General features: G+C 57.6%; 22 protein-coding genes. All 22 read right to left on the reverse strand.

Translation table 11 applies throughout. From position 1 onward, the window contains the following. Window positions 1-2,043 (reverse strand): phage tail tape measure protein, encoded by a 2,043-nt coding sequence (locus tag ACR0LL_RS04755; RefSeq protein WP_480584355.1) that lies wholly within the window; start codon window positions 2,041-2,043, stop codon window positions 1-3. Between the two features lie 121 nt (window positions 2,044-2,164). Next, window positions 2,165-2,446, reverse strand: coding sequence for a phage tail assembly protein (locus ACR0LL_RS04760; RefSeq protein ID WP_480584357.1), 282 nt, complete (start codon window positions 2,444-2,446; stop codon window positions 2,165-2,167). Window positions 2,447-2,507: 61 nt separating this feature from the next. Continuing rightward, the gene (locus ACR0LL_RS04765; RefSeq protein WP_480584359.1) at window positions 2,508-3,014 is read right to left on the reverse strand and encodes a phage major tail tube protein; all 507 of its coding nucleotides are present in this window, start codon (window positions 3,012-3,014) and stop codon (window positions 2,508-2,510) included. After that, on the reverse strand, window positions 3,014-4,201 hold the full coding sequence (locus ACR0LL_RS04770) for a phage tail sheath C-terminal domain-containing protein (protein ID WP_480584361.1): 1,188 nt from the start codon (window positions 4,199-4,201) through the stop codon (window positions 3,014-3,016). The genes ACR0LL_RS04765 and ACR0LL_RS04770 overlap by 1 nt, the downstream gene beginning before the upstream one ends. An 87-nt stretch (window positions 4,202-4,288) precedes the next feature. Further along, entirely contained in the window at window positions 4,289-4,612 is a 324-nt protein-coding gene (locus tag ACR0LL_RS04775) for a hypothetical protein (protein ID WP_480584363.1), read from the reverse strand. Further along, entirely contained in the window at window positions 4,609-6,114 is a 1,506-nt protein-coding gene (locus ACR0LL_RS04780; RefSeq protein WP_480584365.1) for a hypothetical protein, read from the reverse strand. Before ACR0LL_RS04780 ends, ACR0LL_RS04775 begins: the two co-directional genes overlap by 4 nt. Window positions 6,115-6,117: 3 nt before the next feature. Next, on the reverse strand, window positions 6,118-6,591 hold the full coding sequence (locus ACR0LL_RS04785; RefSeq protein WP_480584367.1) for a hypothetical protein: 474 nt from the start codon (window positions 6,589-6,591) through the stop codon (window positions 6,118-6,120). A gap of 2 nt (window positions 6,592-6,593) precedes the next feature. Further along, entirely contained in the window at window positions 6,594-7,907 is a 1,314-nt protein-coding gene (locus ACR0LL_RS04790; RefSeq protein WP_480584369.1) for a right-handed parallel beta-helix repeat-containing protein, read from the reverse strand. Between the two features lie 31 nt (window positions 7,908-7,938). Further along, window positions 7,939-8,346, reverse strand: coding sequence for a hypothetical protein (locus ACR0LL_RS04795; protein ID WP_480584371.1), 408 nt, complete (start codon window positions 8,344-8,346; stop codon window positions 7,939-7,941). A gap of 32 nt (window positions 8,347-8,378) precedes the next feature. After that, window positions 8,379-8,969 carry a hypothetical protein gene (locus ACR0LL_RS04800; RefSeq protein ID WP_480584373.1) on the reverse strand — a complete coding sequence of 197 codons (591 nt, stop codon included), beginning with the start codon at window positions 8,967-8,969 and terminating at the stop codon, window positions 8,379-8,381. A gap of 12 nt (window positions 8,970-8,981) precedes the next feature. Next, window positions 8,982-9,806, reverse strand: coding sequence for a pyocin knob domain-containing protein (locus ACR0LL_RS04805; RefSeq protein ID WP_480584375.1), 825 nt, complete (start codon window positions 9,804-9,806; stop codon window positions 8,982-8,984). After that, the gene (locus ACR0LL_RS04810; RefSeq protein ID WP_480584377.1) at window positions 9,806-10,375 is read right to left on the reverse strand and encodes a phage tail protein I; all 570 of its coding nucleotides are present in this window, start codon (window positions 10,373-10,375) and stop codon (window positions 9,806-9,808) included. The genes ACR0LL_RS04805 and ACR0LL_RS04810 overlap by 1 nt, the downstream gene beginning before the upstream one ends. Further along, the gene (locus ACR0LL_RS04815) at window positions 10,368-11,270 is read right to left on the reverse strand and encodes a baseplate assembly protein (protein ID WP_480584379.1); all 903 of its coding nucleotides are present in this window, start codon (window positions 11,268-11,270) and stop codon (window positions 10,368-10,370) included. Before ACR0LL_RS04815 ends, ACR0LL_RS04810 begins: the two co-directional genes overlap by 8 nt. Beyond that, entirely contained in the window at window positions 11,267-11,605 is a 339-nt protein-coding gene (locus ACR0LL_RS04820; protein WP_480584381.1) for a GPW/gp25 family protein, read from the reverse strand. The genes ACR0LL_RS04815 and ACR0LL_RS04820 overlap by 4 nt, the downstream gene beginning before the upstream one ends. Window positions 11,606-11,913: 308 nt before the next feature. After that, window positions 11,914-12,351, reverse strand: coding sequence for a phage baseplate assembly protein V (locus tag ACR0LL_RS04825; RefSeq protein WP_480584383.1), 438 nt, complete (start codon window positions 12,349-12,351; stop codon window positions 11,914-11,916). Then, complete coding sequence (locus ACR0LL_RS04830) at window positions 12,351-12,872, reverse strand: hypothetical protein (RefSeq protein ID WP_480584385.1); 522 nt, start codon at window positions 12,870-12,872, stop codon at window positions 12,351-12,353. The genes ACR0LL_RS04825 and ACR0LL_RS04830 overlap by 1 nt, the downstream gene beginning before the upstream one ends. Next, entirely contained in the window at window positions 12,869-13,405 is a 537-nt protein-coding gene (locus ACR0LL_RS04835) for a hypothetical protein (RefSeq protein ID WP_480584387.1), read from the reverse strand. Before ACR0LL_RS04835 ends, ACR0LL_RS04830 begins: the two co-directional genes overlap by 4 nt. Then, window positions 13,405-13,728, reverse strand: a complete 324-nt coding sequence (locus tag ACR0LL_RS04840) for a head-tail joining protein (protein ID WP_480584389.1) — start codon at window positions 13,726-13,728, stop codon at window positions 13,405-13,407. The genes ACR0LL_RS04835 and ACR0LL_RS04840 overlap by 1 nt, the downstream gene beginning before the upstream one ends. Window positions 13,729-13,732: 4 nt before the next feature. Continuing rightward, window positions 13,733-14,020: a Rho termination factor N-terminal domain-containing protein gene (locus ACR0LL_RS04845; RefSeq protein WP_480584390.1), complete on the reverse strand. Its 288-nt coding sequence runs from the start codon at window positions 14,018-14,020 to the stop codon at window positions 13,733-13,735. A gap of 66 nt (window positions 14,021-14,086) precedes the next feature. Continuing rightward, complete coding sequence (locus tag ACR0LL_RS04850; protein ID WP_480584392.1) at window positions 14,087-16,114, reverse strand: phage major capsid protein; 2,028 nt, start codon at window positions 16,112-16,114, stop codon at window positions 14,087-14,089. Continuing rightward, the gene (locus ACR0LL_RS04855; RefSeq protein ID WP_480584394.1) at window positions 16,098-17,678 is read right to left on the reverse strand and encodes a phage portal protein; all 1,581 of its coding nucleotides are present in this window, start codon (window positions 17,676-17,678) and stop codon (window positions 16,098-16,100) included. Before ACR0LL_RS04855 ends, ACR0LL_RS04850 begins: the two co-directional genes overlap by 17 nt. Beyond that, entirely contained in the window at window positions 17,678-18,175 is a 498-nt protein-coding gene (locus ACR0LL_RS04860; RefSeq protein WP_480584396.1) for a hypothetical protein, read from the reverse strand. The genes ACR0LL_RS04855 and ACR0LL_RS04860 overlap by 1 nt, the downstream gene beginning before the upstream one ends. Between the last annotated feature and the right edge of the window lie 30 nt (window positions 18,176-18,205).

The following is an 18,205-nucleotide window of genomic DNA, read 5'->3' on the forward strand; positions in this document are numbered from 1 at the left end:
CTACCTCCCCAAGGGTCCGACGGCAGATACCCGGTCATATAGGCCGTTGCCCGACGCCTTGCGTTGATACCGTTCCAACTCACTGACTAGTTCGCGCGGCGACATACCTGTCGCATCGATCTGGATGTGTTGAACAACGCCGGCACCTGACGACGATGGTCCGGCGGATCGGCCCATTGCCATTGGTTTCGACAAGAGCGCCTTAGCGCGCTCTGCCCGGTCGGCAAGCTGTCTGGACTGCCTGTTGTTAGCGATGAACCCTGCCCGGTCTTCAAAGCGGATTTCGGGGCCTTTCTCGCCGACCATGATCGGACCTTTGGAAAAGGCACCGCCCAGCGCAAAACGACGATTCGGACCAACGCCCGCCGGTGCCTGGTTCTTGTTCGCGGCTGAACTGGACGGCTCACCGCCACCGAACCACGACCCGACGCTGTCCGCGACGGCCGCACCGGCCCCCTGCACCCATTTCAGCTTATCGATGACCGGCTGCACCTTCCCAATGAGCCATTCGAACTTTTGCCCGATCCAATCCAGAACACTGCCCAATGACGCCTGCATTGATTCCCAAGCCGCGCCGATCCCGGCCACACCATTTGTAAGACCATCGATCAATGGCTTCGCTGCATTCTGCCACAGCCACGTGAACTTCTCGCCCATCCAGTCCAAGACTGGACGCAAGTAGGGCTCTATCTTTTCCCAGTTCTGGTAGATCAGAAGTGCCCCGCCCGCGATAACGGCGATCGTTGCGCCAATTGGGTTCGCAATCATTGCTGCGCCGATAGCGCGAATGGCACCGACAACCAGAGGCCCTGCCCCTGCCAGCGCCCACATCGCGCGCCCGAGCTTGAAAACTGCCGAACCGAATTTCAGAACCGAGGCAATTGTTTTGCTGGCAAGGACGCCGCCAATAATGATCCCGAAGTTTTCCCAGCCACCGACCATTTCGGCGGTCTTGGTGATCACTTCCCCCACGACCGAGCTAACCTTGCCCATGCCCGTGATTACATCGCCAATAATCGGCAATGCGCTTTCCACGCCATCAGCGAAGCCTTTCGCCCAGCGCTGAACGTCCTCACGGTTATCAACCAGAGCATCGCCCACCTGGCGCATGGCCTGTGTGACCACGGGCATGAGTTCAGCGCCTACGGTGTTCTTCAGGCCCTTCATGACAAGCTGGGTGTCCAACAGCGTGTCTTGGAACACTTCTGCGTCACGTGCCGCCTGTTCGGACAGAACATAGCCGGTGCGGCGCGCATCCGCCTGAAGCTGTTGCAGGCCCTTTGACCCGCCACGCAACATGTTGATCATGCCAACGCCAGAGCGCCCGAAGATATCGTTGGCAATGGCCGCACGTTCGGCAGCTGTTCCAACGTTGCCCATGCGGTCGGCGATCACGCCCAAGGCTTCGTCGGGCGACAGGTTAATCAGGTCCTTGGCGGAAAGGCCGAGCTGATCCAGTGCGTCTTTGGCGGTCCCTGTACCCCCAGCAGCTTCGCCAAGGTTTTTCTGCATCTTTTCGAGCGCGGTGTCGAATTGGCCTGTTGCAACGCCCGAGCGCTCGGCGGCATAGCGCAGCTCTTGCAGTTGGGTAATGCCGATGCCCAGCTTATCCGCCGTCTTGGCCACATCGTCGCCGAGCGAAGCGGTTGAGGCGGCCAGCCCGAACACCGCGCCACCGGCGACGGTAGCGCCTATGGTGACCGCTCGCGCAGTGCGGCCCACTTGGGCCCGCATATCCCTAAAGGTCGATCCTACGCGCGCTGACGCCTTCGCTGCGTCGTTCCAGCGCATCTGGGCCCGGCGCAGATCCTTAAGTCGGCGCTCAAGCTGTTCGTATTCCCGATCGAGGCCTTCGACGGACTTGCCTTCGCGCTCCAAAACGCGGCGCTGTTTGGCAAGTTCTTTCTGGCGGCGCTCCACCTCACGGATGGAATCGCCGACCTGGCCTAGTCCTGTTTTAAGAAAGCCGATGTTCTTTTTCACCGACTGCTCTAAGACCGAGCCGATGGTGATCGAGGCGCTGTATTGTTGCTTCCGGCTCATTCTTTCGGCAATCCTTCAAGCCACCAAACAAAACGGCTTACCGGCATTGCCGTGATTTCCGCCGCGCTCCACCCCGTAAAGTGGGCGAGCTTTAAAACACCCGCCCGCGCCTGGTCCGGCGCTAGTAAAAAAAATCCTGATACGCAGCCTGCAACCGAGCGTATTGGCGCAACTTCATGCCGCGTACGTTTTCTGGCGACAGTTCGATCAGGTTTGCAAACAGAGCGATTTCAGCCTCAGCGGGGTCGTTGCCGCTCGCATTCTTGGCGATGATCTGGTCGTTCACGTCCGGCTCGCGCATCACCAGCTTTTTCACTTCGGTGCCGTCGATCTTGAGCGGTCGATCGGTGAAATCGATTTCCATCGAACCGTCGGGCCGCTCCTTATGGTGTTTCTTTTCCATGTCATCCCTCGTTATTTGACATGCAGGCTTGACCGCGGGGCCTTACGCCCCGTGACCGCGGTTAAAGACCGATGTTGGCGCGATGTTCTGCCAGTTGATCCACGCCGTTGATGACGCGCACCATGTTGACGGCGTCGATTTCGTTGACTGTCTGTGTCCCGTGAACTTCACGGTAGTAACGCAGCGAAACCGTCACTGTCAGGCTGGGCTTGGTACCGGAACCCCATGTGCCACGGGCAAGCTGGGTGATCTTGCCTTGCATATGGTGCTGCACCGGCGTTGTGGTGCCGTCCAGGCTTTCAATCGAACCACGCGCCGTAAGCTGAACCGGCGCGCCCTGCTTGACACCCCACAGGGACAGGACGTCCCGGTCGTAGGACGTCAAAACAAACGAACAGGTCATCTTTTCCAGACCCATGTCGATATCGATCGGCATGTCCATTCCGCCGCCCCGGAACTCTTCGGTCGAGACGGTCAGGTCCGGCGCGTTGTATTCTTCGATCTTGCCCGCGTAGCCGCGACCATCGACGATCAGGTTCAGATACTTGAGGATGTCTTCGGCGGCCATCAGTTGAATACCTCGGTGATATAGTCGTTAACCAGATGCGAGCGGAACGTGATGTGCTCGGCTGGGTAGACTGGGGTGAAGTCGAAATTGAAATAGATCTGGCCGAGTTGGATGTTGGCCGGGGTGTTCAGGTCCGGGTCAGGCCAGCACTTGCCGCCGAGGATCGCGCCCAGCGCAACCAGGCTGCGCAGGTATTCGTTTACACCCTCGGTCACGTCCTCGACATAGGTCTTTGTGATGCTGCGATCGACTGCCCAAAGGTGCGCGCGCAACAGTGAATCGTTGAGGATATCGGCAGTGCGGCGAACACACAGGAAGTGCCATTTCGTGTCTGCCGTCAGCGAACGGTTGCCCCAGAGACGATAGCCATTCTGGCGTATGATGGTGCCAACCTTGTTTTCGTTCAGCAGGTTCGCGCGGGCGTTCGCATCGCCCAGCTTGAAGTCGACAGGCCGCGACGTCCCGATGATCCCGTTCATCAGCTCGTTGGACGGCGATTTCCAGAACCCTTTGTCATTGTCCACGCGGGCAATAATGCCTGCCACGCGCGACGATGGCGGCTGATCAACGATGTTCGCGCCGATCTGAACCTTGACCCATGGGTCGACCAGGTACACGCGATCAGAGCCGAAATCCCCAGCCGACGTGTAAGCGTCTGCGTCGGTCGTGTTCGGCCCGTCAGCTATCACCACAGCCCGCAACCGGTCAGCAATACCGATCAACTCGGCAATAACTGGGTTTGCCAAATTGGTTGGGCGCTGATGAGTGAAGCCGGGCGCGATCAGGATACGAGGGGAAAACCCGACCACGCTCTCGGCCCCCACGAGGGCGTGGACACCCTCGAAGTTCCCCGTTCCTGCATTCACGCCACCGATGACGTTCGCAATCGTTGCGGTTTCGTCGACACCCTCATCGACACGAACCACGACAACGACGCCTCCGATCTGGTCGAAAATTGCATCCATTGCCCCCGGCAGCGTTCCATTTCCGTTGCCAACTGTATCCAGCCCGGCAGCTTCAAGGCGCGAGCCCGCGACCAGAACAGGCGTGTTGATGGGGAACAGTGTGGCGTCGGCATCGGGCGCGGTGCCAACAATGCCGATCACCGAGGATTTCACTGTCTGGATCGGACGGGGACCGGCGTCAATTTCGATGACTTCGACACCGTGCAAGAATTGTGCGGGCATTCTGACCTCATACTCGGGCGTTGCTCTTGGTCAGAGATTTTCATGTCAGGCGGGGGCTTTCCTCTGGCGGTTCCCCCACTTTACCGGCTACAGCGACGGCCCGATTTTGACGTTGATAAACCCGTCACTTGGAAAGGTCTCTTTTGACTGGTCGGCGAAAGTAACCTTAAAATCCGCCAGATACTCACCGTCGTTGTTGGTGTCGCCATCGGCCCAATCGTATGTCAACGTGTTGGTCTGGGCGTCGACAGTAGCATCTTCATCTATCAGGAATGCGCCGCCTTGCTTGTGTCGCAGTCGAAACTTGATCGTTGCTCCGGCCCATGTCTGCCCCGGGGCGACGTCAACCAGCCAGGCAAGTGACGGGCTGGTGTCGCCGCGCTTTAGTACAAATGTGCCATTGTCGTTCATATCAGTAGCCTTCCGCTGTTCTTCGTTCGAACCAGCCTGCCCGATTTCGCGGCAACCAAAGTCCCGGTATTGGCGCTTTGAAACGGAAAGGCGACCCTTCGTTTGCTCAATTGACCTACATGGACGGCACCGGGGTGCGACTGGTCAGTGTTGACGTGGTGAGCGCCGCCAATGTCCTGCGCGGGGGCTGCGCCTTGGGATACAACCCCGTCATGCGACACATCGGGATCGGCATGCGGATCACCTGCGATGTCAACGTCGCCGGGGGCTACAGAGCCTGCGTGACCGGCGTCCGGGTCAATGTCGTGGCCGCCGCCTATTCCGACCGCGCCGGGTGCGACTGCACCGTCGTGAGAGGTATCAGCGTCTGCATGGTGGCTACCGCTCACATCCTGCGCTGGTGTTGCCCCCCGCGTGATCGATCCATCATGTGACTGGTCAGTGTTGACGTGGTGATCGCCACCGATGTTTTGCGCAGGGGCTGCGCCTTGGGATACAGCCCCGTCATGCGACACATCAGGGTCGATATGCTGATCACCTGCGATATCAACGTCGCCGGGGGCCACAGAGCCCGCATGACTGGCGTCTGAGTCGGCGTCGTGATCGCCACCGACGCCCACAGCCCCGGGCGCAATTGAACCTAAGCGGGATTGGTCTGGGTCTGCCGCGTAATCCCCGGCCACGTCCTGAGCTGGCGCGGCACCCTGCGAAATCGCGCCCGGATTGGAAACATCGGCGTCGCCGTTGTGGACGCCATCGATATTTACCGCACCTGTGCTTATCGCAGCATCGTGCGAGGTGTCTGGATTTACATGGAGGTTCCCGGTGATCGCCTGCGCGCCGCCGCCTGCGGCTGCTATCAGCTCAATCGCGGCAACGTTGACGCGGTCACTTCGGGCAAAAGTGAATGTGGCGTCATTGGTGCCGGGCGCGCCCGCAACCTCACGGGCAGCCACGCCAGTCACATCCGACGAACTGGCCGAACCAATGGCTACGACACCTTCGTAGTTTTCGGTGGCTCCGGTGACCACCACATCAGACCCGTCGCCCGCTTGTGCCGCTGCATACGATACCAACGATCCGGCGACAGTGGTATCGATGGACCCTGTAACCGTGTTGCCGAACGCTCCGGGGGCAACCCCTGACACCAAGGCCCCGATTGCGGCTATGCTGTCTTCTTCCTCAACAACAATGATACAGGCCCGCATCGCATGGCTGAAGGTGACAGAAACAGTAGAGGGGCCGCTTGCCGGGTTGAGCAAAGCACCCAGGCCGCACCATGTTCGCCCATTTGCGGCTGGGGATGTGGTGATTGTGGCCGGGACACCTTCCAGCGTCAGAGAGGTGATCGAAACATCCGCGCCACTTGTGGCACAGGCTGCATAGATCTTGATCACGGCGGCGCGATTGGGACCGCTGCCGATGTTGATATCGGTTGTCGCGGTATAGGTCTGCGCGTTCGCCGTGGTATTCAGGACCTCGACTGTCTGGACGAGGCCCATGTATTAGGCCCCTACAGACGTGAACGCCGCGATCAGGTTGGCAAGCTCCGGGCTTTGCCGAAGGGGATCAGCATGAACGGCAGCAATGACGCTTTCCGTTTCCGGCATCTTGTAATCGTAAGGGTACACCGAACGCTTGATGAGGCGCGTTTTCAGGGCGCCCAGCGCGGGGTCCAGAACGTGGTTCCACGCTGTCGCCTGAACTTCAAGAGTGCCAATGCTGACTTGGAAATCGTCTAGCGTTTGGGGGCCTCCCCTCTGCACCATGTACGCATTGGCTTCGACCTCGTGCATCCTGCCTTGAGCCAGCGCGTCAATTGAAAACCTCTTGGCGTTCCCCAATGCGCCCTGAGCGGCTTCGATGTCGCTCAGGTTCAGATCGCCGGTGCCATTGGCGATCTTGCGAAACGCATTTGCCGCCTTGATGGTCCACTTGATCGCGCCGTCCATGGTTTCGGAGTATTGAGACAGCGACATGTTCAGGCTCCGAAATGATGCGCCCAGCGCGGATCGGCCATGGCGTTTGCACGCACCACGACAGGATCAAGCATTGTCTCGGTGTTTCCGGGCAGGAGTGATCCGTTCAGGCTGATGCCCGGTGCGACGTTGCCGTCCATTGTGACACTACCAGTGAACCGGATGACCGGTATGGTTACACCGACACTGCTTGCCACGCGCGGGACCGCCGCAACGATATTGCGGCTGATATCGCCAGAATGGATAAGATCACCGGCAATGCCATTTTTGTGGCTGTTAATGAGGATGTTATCGACAATGCCAAGGTTGACATGAGCATGTGCCGGGTTGGTTGGGTCGGCTTTGTCCTTCCCGGCCCAGATACCTTGCGTATAATCGCCGCCACCTTGATCAAGCAGGTTGTTCGAAATAGTCAGATCGGTGCAACCAATCTGAGACGCCCGCTTGATCTGGATCATGTCCCGGTGATCTTTTGATCCGGGCAGCCCGATAAAGTCGTGCAGATAGTTGCCATCAATAAGCCCGGTCTTTATCCGGCCAAAGTTCATACCATCAGAGCGAATGCTGTGGATGTTGTTGCCGATGACAAAAATGACCGAACAATCGCCGATGCTCAGGCCGTTCCACCACAGGAAGAATTCACTTCGCATCAGAGTGAGGTTGGAGCATCCGTCAGCCTTGAAGCCGCGCCCGACACCAACTCCACTACCGTCGTGATCACCTTCGAAGATGCAATCATCGAAGGTGCAATCAGCGCTGTTCCAAAGCTGCACAAGCTCTTTCTTGGTGCCATCACTGGAAGCGTAAGTGTATTTGAAGCGCAGACCGTCGAAGGTCGCACCGTTCAATCCTGAAAGGCTCGCCCCAGAGAAAGCCGGACGGTCGCTTCGATCCGCAGCGGAAATCCGAACATTGTCGGCCAGAGGTGGCATAGCACCATAATCACCGGGGGCGAGACTGTATGTGCCTGCCGATTGAACTGCCTGCGCCAGTTCCGAGGCGTTGCTCACATCTGCGCCAGTGGGAACAGGCTGAGGAACGGGTGTTGGGTCAGGATCAGGTGCAGGCGTTGGGTCAGGATCGGGCGTCGGTGCTGGATCTGGCTCTGGCTCTGGCGAAGGTTCCGGTGTTGGCTCGGGCTCGGGCTCTGCCGGTTCCTCTGCATCCAGATCGACGACATAAACCTCTTTCCAGTCGCCGTTGTCGTTGGAAACGAAATACTTGCCGTCCTTGTGCAACATGGCGTTGTCACCAACGCGAACGACACGCTTGTTTTCCGCATCGATCAGTTCGAAATTCGTGATCTGTTTACCCATATTCTGCCCTCCTGAGGAACTGCGATGTGGTTTAAAGGGTGAAATGGCCCAGCGGGTTCACGCCGAAATTGATGTCACCGCTGTTTGGGGTGACCGGCAGGCCGCTTGATGCCTGGTCGGTGAAATGAACCAGGCGCGATGTGCCCTCGACACCCGTGTCTACAAACAGGATCAGGGCCTCGCTTTCGTCGCCGGTCACTGCCGACCAGGTGAAATCCGCAAAGTCGAAGTTGCCGTCTGTAACGCTCTTGCCCGTCAGATTGGCAGAAGTGGCCACGCGCGCGGCGGCTGGAACGTCAGACAGGAACTCATGTGCTGCCGAGTAGGCATAATCCGCCAGATCAACGAGGATCATCTTGACGTTTCCGGCGATAAGGTCGGTGTTCGCGCCCCCGCTCATGCAGGCTTGCTTGTATTTGGGATAGACGGCGGCTGCCATTGTGTTGCTCCTTACGTGTTTTCAAAACCTGTTCAGTCAGGCACTGGAATTCCGAGGCCTTGAGCGAGCGCGAGCGCTTGCGTCTTGCCATTTTCAAGGATGGTTTCGTACTGCATCGGGTCCGTTGCGGCTTCGAGCTGTTCATCCAGCAAAACTCGCAATCCCGCCGTATGGCTGATGATGTCTTGTTGTGCGTCAGCTCGGGCGACTATGGCAGTGGCAACATCGTTGGCTGTTCGGTTCGACGTCTGAGCCTCGTTATCGATCATCCTGATTTGATCAGGGCGCGCGGTTCCGGCAATGAATGCACGAGCTGCTTCCCCCTTGGTCGGAAAGCTCTCACGCTCATACTTCGGCACAATGATTGTGATCTTTGACAGGAATCCGTCGATCCACGCGACCATGGCCGCGCGCGCAGATTTGACATCAGGATATAGGGGCGCAGGATCAGGGTCGGCCAGAACCGGCTTTCCGTTATCGTCGGTTGCAATGACTTTCCCAGAGGACAGACCGGCAATCAAAGCGGCGTGTTCTTCTTTTGTAATTCCGACCACGTCGCCGGGCATCTTGTTGCCATGAATGGCAGGGTCGTAAAAGCCGCCGGTAGCACTTGAATAAAACATTGATTTCTCCTGTCAGTGTCCGATCGCCAACCATTCCACGGCTATGTTCTCATTGCCCGGATCAGCTTCGGCGTGGACGAAAGTGGCGGTGGTGAGTGTGTGGCTCAAATTGTAGATGACAGGGACGCCCGCAAACCCGCCACCGATTGCTTCCAGAACCGGATAGACACGCAGACAGGCAGTTGGGAATGCGATTGGAAAGGTGGCCGTTGTCTGCAACCCGTTTGCAGACGCGCCTACTACTTCAGAACCCCATTGCAGGATTAGCCCGGACGGAAGCTTTTGATAGCCAGTTCCAGCCAAAACGACAGGCGCATTGCCGTCATCCCAAAGGTTTCTCCATGCCGACCAGGTCGGCGTGGCGTCGATCCGCTGTCGGGAATAGGTGTTGCCGTTGTCACTGACCACGGTCTGCTGTGCGCGGCCCCCTGAGTTTTCAATGTGTACGACACCGCCGGAAGTTCCGGGCACAGGATTGCCAACTGCGTTCACCGCGACTTCAAACAGACCGGATTTGTTAAGCGCATCCAAATCAGCAACACTGTTGGCCTGCCCACCAAGGCCACCAAGTCGGGCAAGCATGGTCGCGGCGAAATTCGCGTCATCGTTCAGCGCGGCTGCGATTTCGTTTAGTGTGTCTAGCGCGGGATCTGCGCCGTTCAAAAGGGCATCCAGCCGGGTTTTCAAGTAAAGCGTCCGATCCGCAAGCTGTTGCGCGGGTACGTTCGAAATGCCCTGCCCTTGTGCAAGATCAGGAGGACCGCCAAGCACCGGGTCTACCAACTCGATCTGGTAAATACCACCCGGCCATTGGTTCGTTTCAATCAGATTAGCCATCACGCGACTCCATGGGTAAATTGCCCGCCATACGTGATCCGGGCGTCGTAAATGTTGAGTGCTTCGGTGAAGTCCAGCGCCTTCAGGTGGCACCGCGCGGGCGCAACATTGGCGAGAATTTCGCGAACCTGCGCAGCTTGCTCGATCGTAATTGGGTTGGTCAGGACAACCCGATATTCTGCCCAGTGATCCGGCTGCGAGTGGTCAATTGTCCCGTCATAGGTGAATTGACCGTCATGGGCTTCCCAGTTGTCACGCTCGATTACTTGAGCGTCGCCGTACCCGGCTGCCACCAACGCGCGCTTCACAGAACCGATTGTGCCCTTTCGGCGATGCACCTCTACAGAGGCGGCTATCGCGGCCCGCTTTGAATCCTCTGACCATTTGGCATCCCAATTGTCGACAGAAAATGCCCACGCGAGCCACGGCAGGATATTTGCGCGGCACGTCAACGGGTTCCAAAGCCGTGTCACCGGATCAGCAAAATCCTTGTGACGCGCTGAAAGCTGTTCGAGGTCGCGTTCGACCTCCTGTGCGCTCGGCGGTAGAACCGATGCTAGATCAGACATCTACGCCACCGTTGGTCACAGTGACCGATGTACAAAACGCCGCTTCGACCGAGGACACCACGATATTGGCCACCGGGCTGTTGAGAATAACGTTCTGCACGCCGGTTTGATGTAGTGCCGCGTGAAGCCCCGAAATGGTGATGTCGTGGCCCAGCAAATGGTTTTCAGTCACATAGGCTTGCACGGCGTCTTCTGCGGCCTGGCGCACGACTTCTGCGTCCGGTCCTTCATACATGATCAGCGACGCATCGACCGTGTAGTTGATGATCGAGGCCGCCTGTACGACCACCAAATCTGTCAATGGCCGAACATCTTCATCGTTCAACTGCGTATCAACGGCAGCCAACAGGCTCGCATCCGGGACACCGTCGCCTATAGTTGAAAGAACGGTCGCGTCGACACGCCCCGGCGTCGGGGACTCGATAGCGATATCTTTGACCAGCGGTGACGCTGACAGACCCCAGAAGACATAGGCACCGCGCGCGCCCGCCGTCGTGAACCCTTCCAGCGCAAGTTGCGCCCTCTGACGCAAACGCGCGTCAGTTTCCAGAACTTCCGGCACGGGCGGCACTGCATTCGGGTCCGCCGCCTGCACGATCGCGCGTTGAACCCCGAAAAAGGCGGCCAGGTGATCCAGCTGCGCGCCAGCAGCAAAAGCCAGCATGTTTCCCTTGCCAGCGTCGTCCACTTCGGCGCGCAATAATGTTTCCCGATACGCCCACGCCTCGATCACCTTGACAATGGGTTCGCTTTCCAGCGCCAACACTTGCGCCAGGCCCGGCTCACGCGCCACCAGCCACGCTTTGATTTCGGCCAAAATCGTTTCAAAGTCTTTCCGGTCCACTATCTGCGGTGCGGCCAGCTTTTCCAGATTGATGGCGGTAAAGGCGCTCATTCGACAACAATCCCTTCAAGGCGCACGGTGCGACCGTCCGGCAGGTACTTTCCCACCAGATCAATGATGATTTTTCCGGGCTCAAATGAACTGAGGGACACGCTTTCGACTTCGACGCGTGGTTCCCATGTCATGATCGCCTCTGCGGTCGCGGCGATAATGTCCAGCTTCACGGATGACGAAAATGGGGCGTCAATCAGATCGAACAGGCGCGACCCATATTCGCGCCGCATCACCCGCGACCCAAGGGGCGTGGTCAAGATATCCCGGATTGATTGGCGCAGATGGTCGATGCCGCCAAGTTTCCGGCCAGTGGTGGCGCTGATCCCGTACATGCGCCGAAAATGACGAACTGACCGCCGCCTTTCCTCTGGCGGTTCCCCCTACCAACAGTCGAAACTCTTGTGATAGACCGTCAAAATGAAGGCGAAAGATTTCCCACTACCAACAGTCGAGATTCAGTGTGACCACTGCGGCAGGTTTGGCCGCTATAGCAAGGATCGATTTATCGACATTGTGGGCTCGGAAACAGACCTGACAATGGCACTTCGGATTGTCGCGCAGGATTGCCCAGAAGAACATGTTTCCACGGACAACATGCAGGGCAAATGCCGCCCTTACTACCCACAAGATTGGTGAAGTTTTATTTTGGTGGCCCGGTATCTGCGGGGCCTGGCGAAACGCCGATATGAATATGGTTTACAAGGCTGATGCCGTCGGCCACCACGTCGCCACTTGTCACGGTAACGTCACCATTCGAAACATCAACATTGCCCTTGCCTGACACATCGCCTTCAAAATTTCCTGCCGGAGGCGCACCCGAAAACGGACCGGGCAGGATAATCCCGCGCGTCGTGTCACCGCCTGGCGATAGCACGATCACCTGTGTTCCCGCTTCCGGTGGTATCCAGAACTTAAGGCTCTCTGAACCCAGCTGAGCGATCGGCAGCCAGTCACTTGTCGCACCGTTCCCCCAATCGACCTTTGCGCGGGCGTTGGGCCGGTCCAATGCAACAACGGTTGAAATAACAATCAAACGCTCAAGCATCTGCATGGCTTGGGAAAGGGCATATTCCGACATTACAAGGCCTCGTAATCCGGTTGATGCCCCGCACCAATATCCGGCGCCCAAGAGGTCAGAACCTGCGCCGGTGTCACGCCAGCGTCAACAAAGTAAGTATCGCCGATGCAGGCTTGGTGCGCCCACTCAACAAGCCAAATGTCGAATTGGTCTGCCTTTGGCGAAAACTCGTCCGGTTCGACAGAAAGAACGGTTGCGCCACCCCATGACACCCCCAATCGGCTGTTGTGGATGTGTACGGACAAGGCCCCCGCTGCTTTCAGAACTTCACGGCGCACCGTCGCTGTTCTATGCCCCATGACGATACGTGCCTCGAACCGAACCAGGCACGGGAACTGCCCGGTGTGCGGGTCCTGATCCGGAAGCGGTTCCAGCTCGGAAATCTGTATGAGGATCGCAGGCACAGGCAACTGTTCTCGCTTTTCGTCTTCTGCCGCGACGGTTTTGAAGGTTGGGAACTGCGCCGCGATATTGGCCACAACAGTGTCGAGGGCCGCGCCCAGATCAATTGCTACGGTCATCCGCCTACCCCCAATTGTGTACGCGCCCTGATTTCGGACGTGAAGTGTTTGAAAAAGATGTTGTCGACGTCGACGAAAACCTCGTCTTCAAGGTAGATCATCATTCGGTCGGAAACCGGCAAATTGGCCTCAATGATCGGGTAAGAGCCGTCACCCGTTCTTTTGTACACACCGCGTTTGCCGCCGACTCTGGCCAGAAAGGCCCCATGAATCATCGTCTCGCCAAACTTGATGCCACCGGCGACCTTCCTAGGGCGTCCTTTAAAGGCCGAAAGCGGTAGGTCGTTCGTGCCAATCCAAACCTTATAGCCGGTCCATCGACTATCGACGCGATACTCTTTTATCCGGCGACGCAATGCCTGAGCATTACGCAAGCCAAGTTCTGTTTGCAGGCCCTTGGAGGAAAGGCGGCGAATAGTGCCGGCGGTTCGTTTTGCCGCACGGATACCCGACAGCTTGACCTGTTTTGGAGTCGCTTCGTACTCATCAGCGATCCTTTCCAGATCCCGGCTTTCGAAGTCCAGCCCAAGCATCAGTAGTAAACGTTCTGTTCAGCCAAGATCAGCTTGGCCAGGCCCGTTCCGTCTTTCTGCGGTGATTTCATCACGTCGTAGTCAGCGCCGTTGATCGTGACAACGTCGCCCGCCTTCACGATCGATGCAGACGATTCCGGACAGGTAAATGTTGGGATGTCGTGGTCGTGTTCGTATTCGCCGAGGCTTGCGATTTGGCTCGGGTCATCAAAAACACCAAGGATCTGACCAACAACTTGGTTGTTCCGTTTGATTACTGCGTTGTCCGCAAATTCATCCGGATCAAAGAAGTCGGTCAGATCCTCCCAATCAGGTTGGGGCATCGCCTCAGTCGCCCTCGGCTGCCTCGATGGCTTTGATCAGCGCGGCCTTGTTCATCTTTTCCGCGCCTTCAATCTCGTATTCTTTTGCCATTTCGCGCAATTCAGCGACAGAGCTGCTTTCCAACCAGCCTTCGGCTTGATCATCTTGCGCTTCGGCAAGTTCCACCTTGCCACGTGACAGCAGGTTTTTCGCTTCGTCTTCAGGCAAAGTGACTTCTTTGCCCGGTTTGACGATTTTACCGGCGACCGCGAATGCCGAAGTGACAACAAGTTTGACAGTTTTCTTAGCCATATTATGGCCTCCACATTGATGATTTCATGGAGGCGGCTAATGCGCCGCCTCAACTATCTCAGGGCTTTACATTCGGCCCAGGCAGAAGCTTTCCTTGCGGCGCAGGGCGATGTCGAAGTCTTGGTGCATCACAATGCGGCGCGTACCAGACAGCGACTGGGTGTAGGGGTCGACAAGAATATCAAGCCCACCCCACAGGCCGATCAGGATGTCGCTGAAATTGCCGAACAACACATCGCCGTCAGCAAACTGGTTGGTAATTTCCGCCTGTGAGCCATTGACGGTGTTGCCGCTTTCCCAGATCGGCTGACCATTCGAACCCGCGAACTTCTCGGTGGATTTACAGTGACCACGGAACTTGGAGTTGCCGACGTAACGGACATTGTCCACCAACGCGTTATCCAGCGACACTTCAGTTTCCATCTGGATCAGCTCGGCGTAAGTCGGATTGGCGGCAACAAACGCGACTGCATTGATCCCGGTTGTGTTGATCACACCCAGCGGATTGTTACCGACGCCGTCGCCATAGAAACCGTAATGGTCGATGCCGAGCGCAAGGTCAGTAGCCAGGCTGCTACGGAATTGCATTTCCACATCCATGGATGCTTGTTGCAGCATACGGCGCGTGACCCGGCCAAACACACCGATCGTGGTCGGCGACAGCTTAACCAATCCGGAGTCCATGCTGCCTTCGCCGACGTCTTCGGTTTCACCGACGATAAACACGTTGCCGCTGCCCGTCTGTCCGGGAATGTCCAGATTGCCGACCAGGCCGCCCATCGGCGTACCAACATTCAACAGGATCGCACGATTGCGCAGCATGTCGATAAAGGACTGCGTCGCAAGAGTCGTGTCAATCAGGTGACCGCCGGTATCGCCCGGGTTTGTTCCCGATGTCGACGTGTTCAGCGTCCGGGTCAGGACTTCCACAGGCACGGTAATACCCTCGGAAGAACGGCCCATTGACTGTTGCGCAGCCGCCGACGCTTCGAATTCGAACGCGGCTGCCTCTCGGGCGCGGGGGTCCGACGGGTTCAGCAGGGCACGTGCAGCTCGAATAAAGCTGAACTGCCCTGCCTCGTTGTCGGTCAATCCTGCTCGGCCTGCATCATCGTCCAGAGCCTCATTGCCGCGGCTGCCGTTTTCATTGTTGCCGTGAACGTGATCCAGAACAGTGCGGGTGAACTCTTCGACGGTGACACCGTTGCGCACTGCGTCGTTAACCAACGACTGGGCGCTGTACTGCTCGCCGATTTCCATCAGGGCCGCGACACGGGTTTGTTCCCGCTGCTGGCCTCGTGTGACAAGCGCCTGAGTTTCGGCAGCGCGTTCCAGCACTTCCACCTCTTTGACGATATTGCCGTCACTGTCCACTTCTGCGCGAACCAGATCACCGGCTGCATTGCGGAGAACTTTAATCATTTTGCCCGATCCTTCTGTTTCACTGGCATCCGTTTGATCGTCAGTATTGCCCCGCTGATTTGCCGGTTCCTCTGGCGGTTCCCCCGCTGACCGACCAACGCCGACGCTTGGGTCAGCAGGGATGCTGACCAGCGAGATTTCGTAAGGTTCCCATTCCGTGATGGTTACCTTGTCGGCTTCGCCCTCACGCTCTTCTGTCTTCACCGCCTTCACGAAATAGCCGACGGAAATATGCCGGATCACACCGTCGACAATATCTTTCCAGATTTCTTCGGCTCGGGCAGAGTGACCAAAGCGAAGAACCGCGCGGCCTACCCTATCCCCGTCGATACGCGCGCTCTCAACAACGCCGATCTGAGTGTCTCTGTCGTGGTTCCAAAGAACAGCCGCGCCATTGTCCAGTCGATCGGAAACCATTGCCCCCGGGCTGTGATCAAGGATTTCATCGCCGAACCAGCGCATCACCGGGGTTTCAGAGCTGAACGCGACCTCGATCGTGCGCGCGGTTTCATCAATGTTACGCACTTCGGCCATACGGCGCAGCGGGCCGTTGCCGTTGTTGGCGTTGACTTGTTCGGCAGTTATCGAACGTGTAAACGCCTGCCCGATCAGGGCCGACGCGCAGACCGATCCCGCGATAACCAAGGCCGATGCCTTATTCATTCCCTTCATTGGGGGTCTCCTCTTGGGTTGCGGGCGCGCTCGCACCCATTGTCTTGCCTATGTTGGCCATGATGAAATTGTCGGGGATGCCCGCCGCCTGCATCGACTGGATGTCTGATGCGACTGTTCGCCAAACCGTCTCGGGGTCACGGCCTTGTTTTCGGATAATCTCGGACGGTGCCGTCAGAAGGTTGTCCTTGGCGGTAACCTCGGCGTTGATGTCCTTTTGGGGATCGACCCACGCCCAGCGACGCGCCTGCCAAAACACGTTTTGATACTTGGCGATACGTTCCGGCTTCAAGCGAACCGGGCCATCTTTCACCAGCCCCAGCAACAAGGCCGGTTTCAAGGCGTTTTGATACGACCGCTCAACAAGCGTTTCGATCAGCCATTCTTGCAGGTCCATCCAGTGTTCGCGCTCATCCAGAACACCTTGCCGAATGGAGCTGAAATTGACCCCTTCAAGGTCATTGGCCAGGCTGACATAGGCCACGCCCATACCGGCGGCAGTACCCCGAAGCATTGCTTTGTGAAACGGTGTGAACTCCCCGGTGGGATAGCGCGAGTCGAAGGCCTTGTGTTTCAGCCCCTCGGGCAGCTCCTGAAATACGCCACCTTCAGCCTCGATGTAAAATTCTTCGTGTTCGTCAGCATCGTTTTCGTCAGGCTCCGGGCCGTACCCTTCTTCCCATTCAAGGAAGCCGCCCACGCTGGCACCCATGCGGGCATTTACAACTGCCGCCTTTTCGAACTCGTTAAGCTGGTTCATGCGCCAAAGCGTTGTTGCTGCCCAAGGAAGGCCCCGACGTTGGCCAACGATATCCTCAAGAAAACCGTGAATGATCTCATTGGCTGGTACGCGATCGAGGTTGCTACCATTGAAGGTATAGGCGTTGCGCGAAGGATCTCCGGTCATGAAGTAATAGGCCAGAGGTCGACCCTCTCGGGAAAACTCGATGCCCTGCCGAACGAACCGTCCGCCAGGCAAACGTTCGATACTGTAGTCAACGGGGCATCGCTGCGGGTCGAGGATTTGCAGGGCATAGCCCATGGGGGCAGCTTTGCCCCGGATCTCGCGAAACATGAACTCGCCGTCTTTCGCTGCTGATCGAACGGCAGATTTACACATGACCCGGAAGCTTCGACGTCCGGTAATGTCGCAGTTTTCAGCGCGACACCACTGCCGCCACCATGATTCCAGCGCCTCGTTGGCGGCGCGATCAAGTGATCCGTCGGCATCCTTTGCCTGGGCCTGCAAAATAACCCCGCGATGACCAACAATATTCTGATCGCACAGGCGAAGAAACGCCTTCATGTAATCATTGTTCGCCGCCTGTTCCCGGGACCGCGCCACAAGAATACGCTGGTTTCGCTCAATGACCTGATCGGCTGTTAACGGGGTCGATGTCCAATTCGCTGTAAGTCGATCCGTTTTGCCAGCATCATAAGACCTGGCGGAACGAATGGGCCGCCCCGGGCTTCTGCGGCTCACCTTTGGGATGCGAGATTGAACCGTCTCGACAATGGTCGCCGATGTAATATCGCTGCTTTTGCGGGTGAACGGCCAAGCCATCAGAAACGAGCCCTCATCTGACGACGTGCAAGACGATTGTGGCGGCCATTGCTTTTCAGCCTGGCCACCTCAGCCCTGTACGTTTTGCGGAGTTCCAACAGATCCGCGATACTGGTTCGCACCAATTCACGGTTGTTGATCTTGTAAGACTGCTGGTCTTTGGTCGCGCGTCTTTCAATCACGGCCTCGATCGCAGCCAACACCTTTTCAGCGTGTTGTCTTGGATCATGACCGGCGGCAATGTTCGCAACATCGGCCTCGATTTCCAACTCACCCGCTTCAACCTCAAACGTATCCGTTCCGTCGGTTGCACGAACGGTGACCGCGTAACGACCAGGCAAATACTTGGCCGTATCTGTCGAGGTCTCGGAAAATACATGCGTCTCAGCGGTGCCGGTGGCGTCCAAATCGATCGAAGCCGGGCCGCGCAGATATGCACTAATAGACCAAGTGGGGGCCGGAAATTCGGGTGAGGTGATAGTTGCCCGAAGGCTCAACCCTGCCCGGATTCGGCTGGGAAATTGTGT

It is taken from the genome of Ruegeria sp. AI2 (assembly GCF_056541275.1).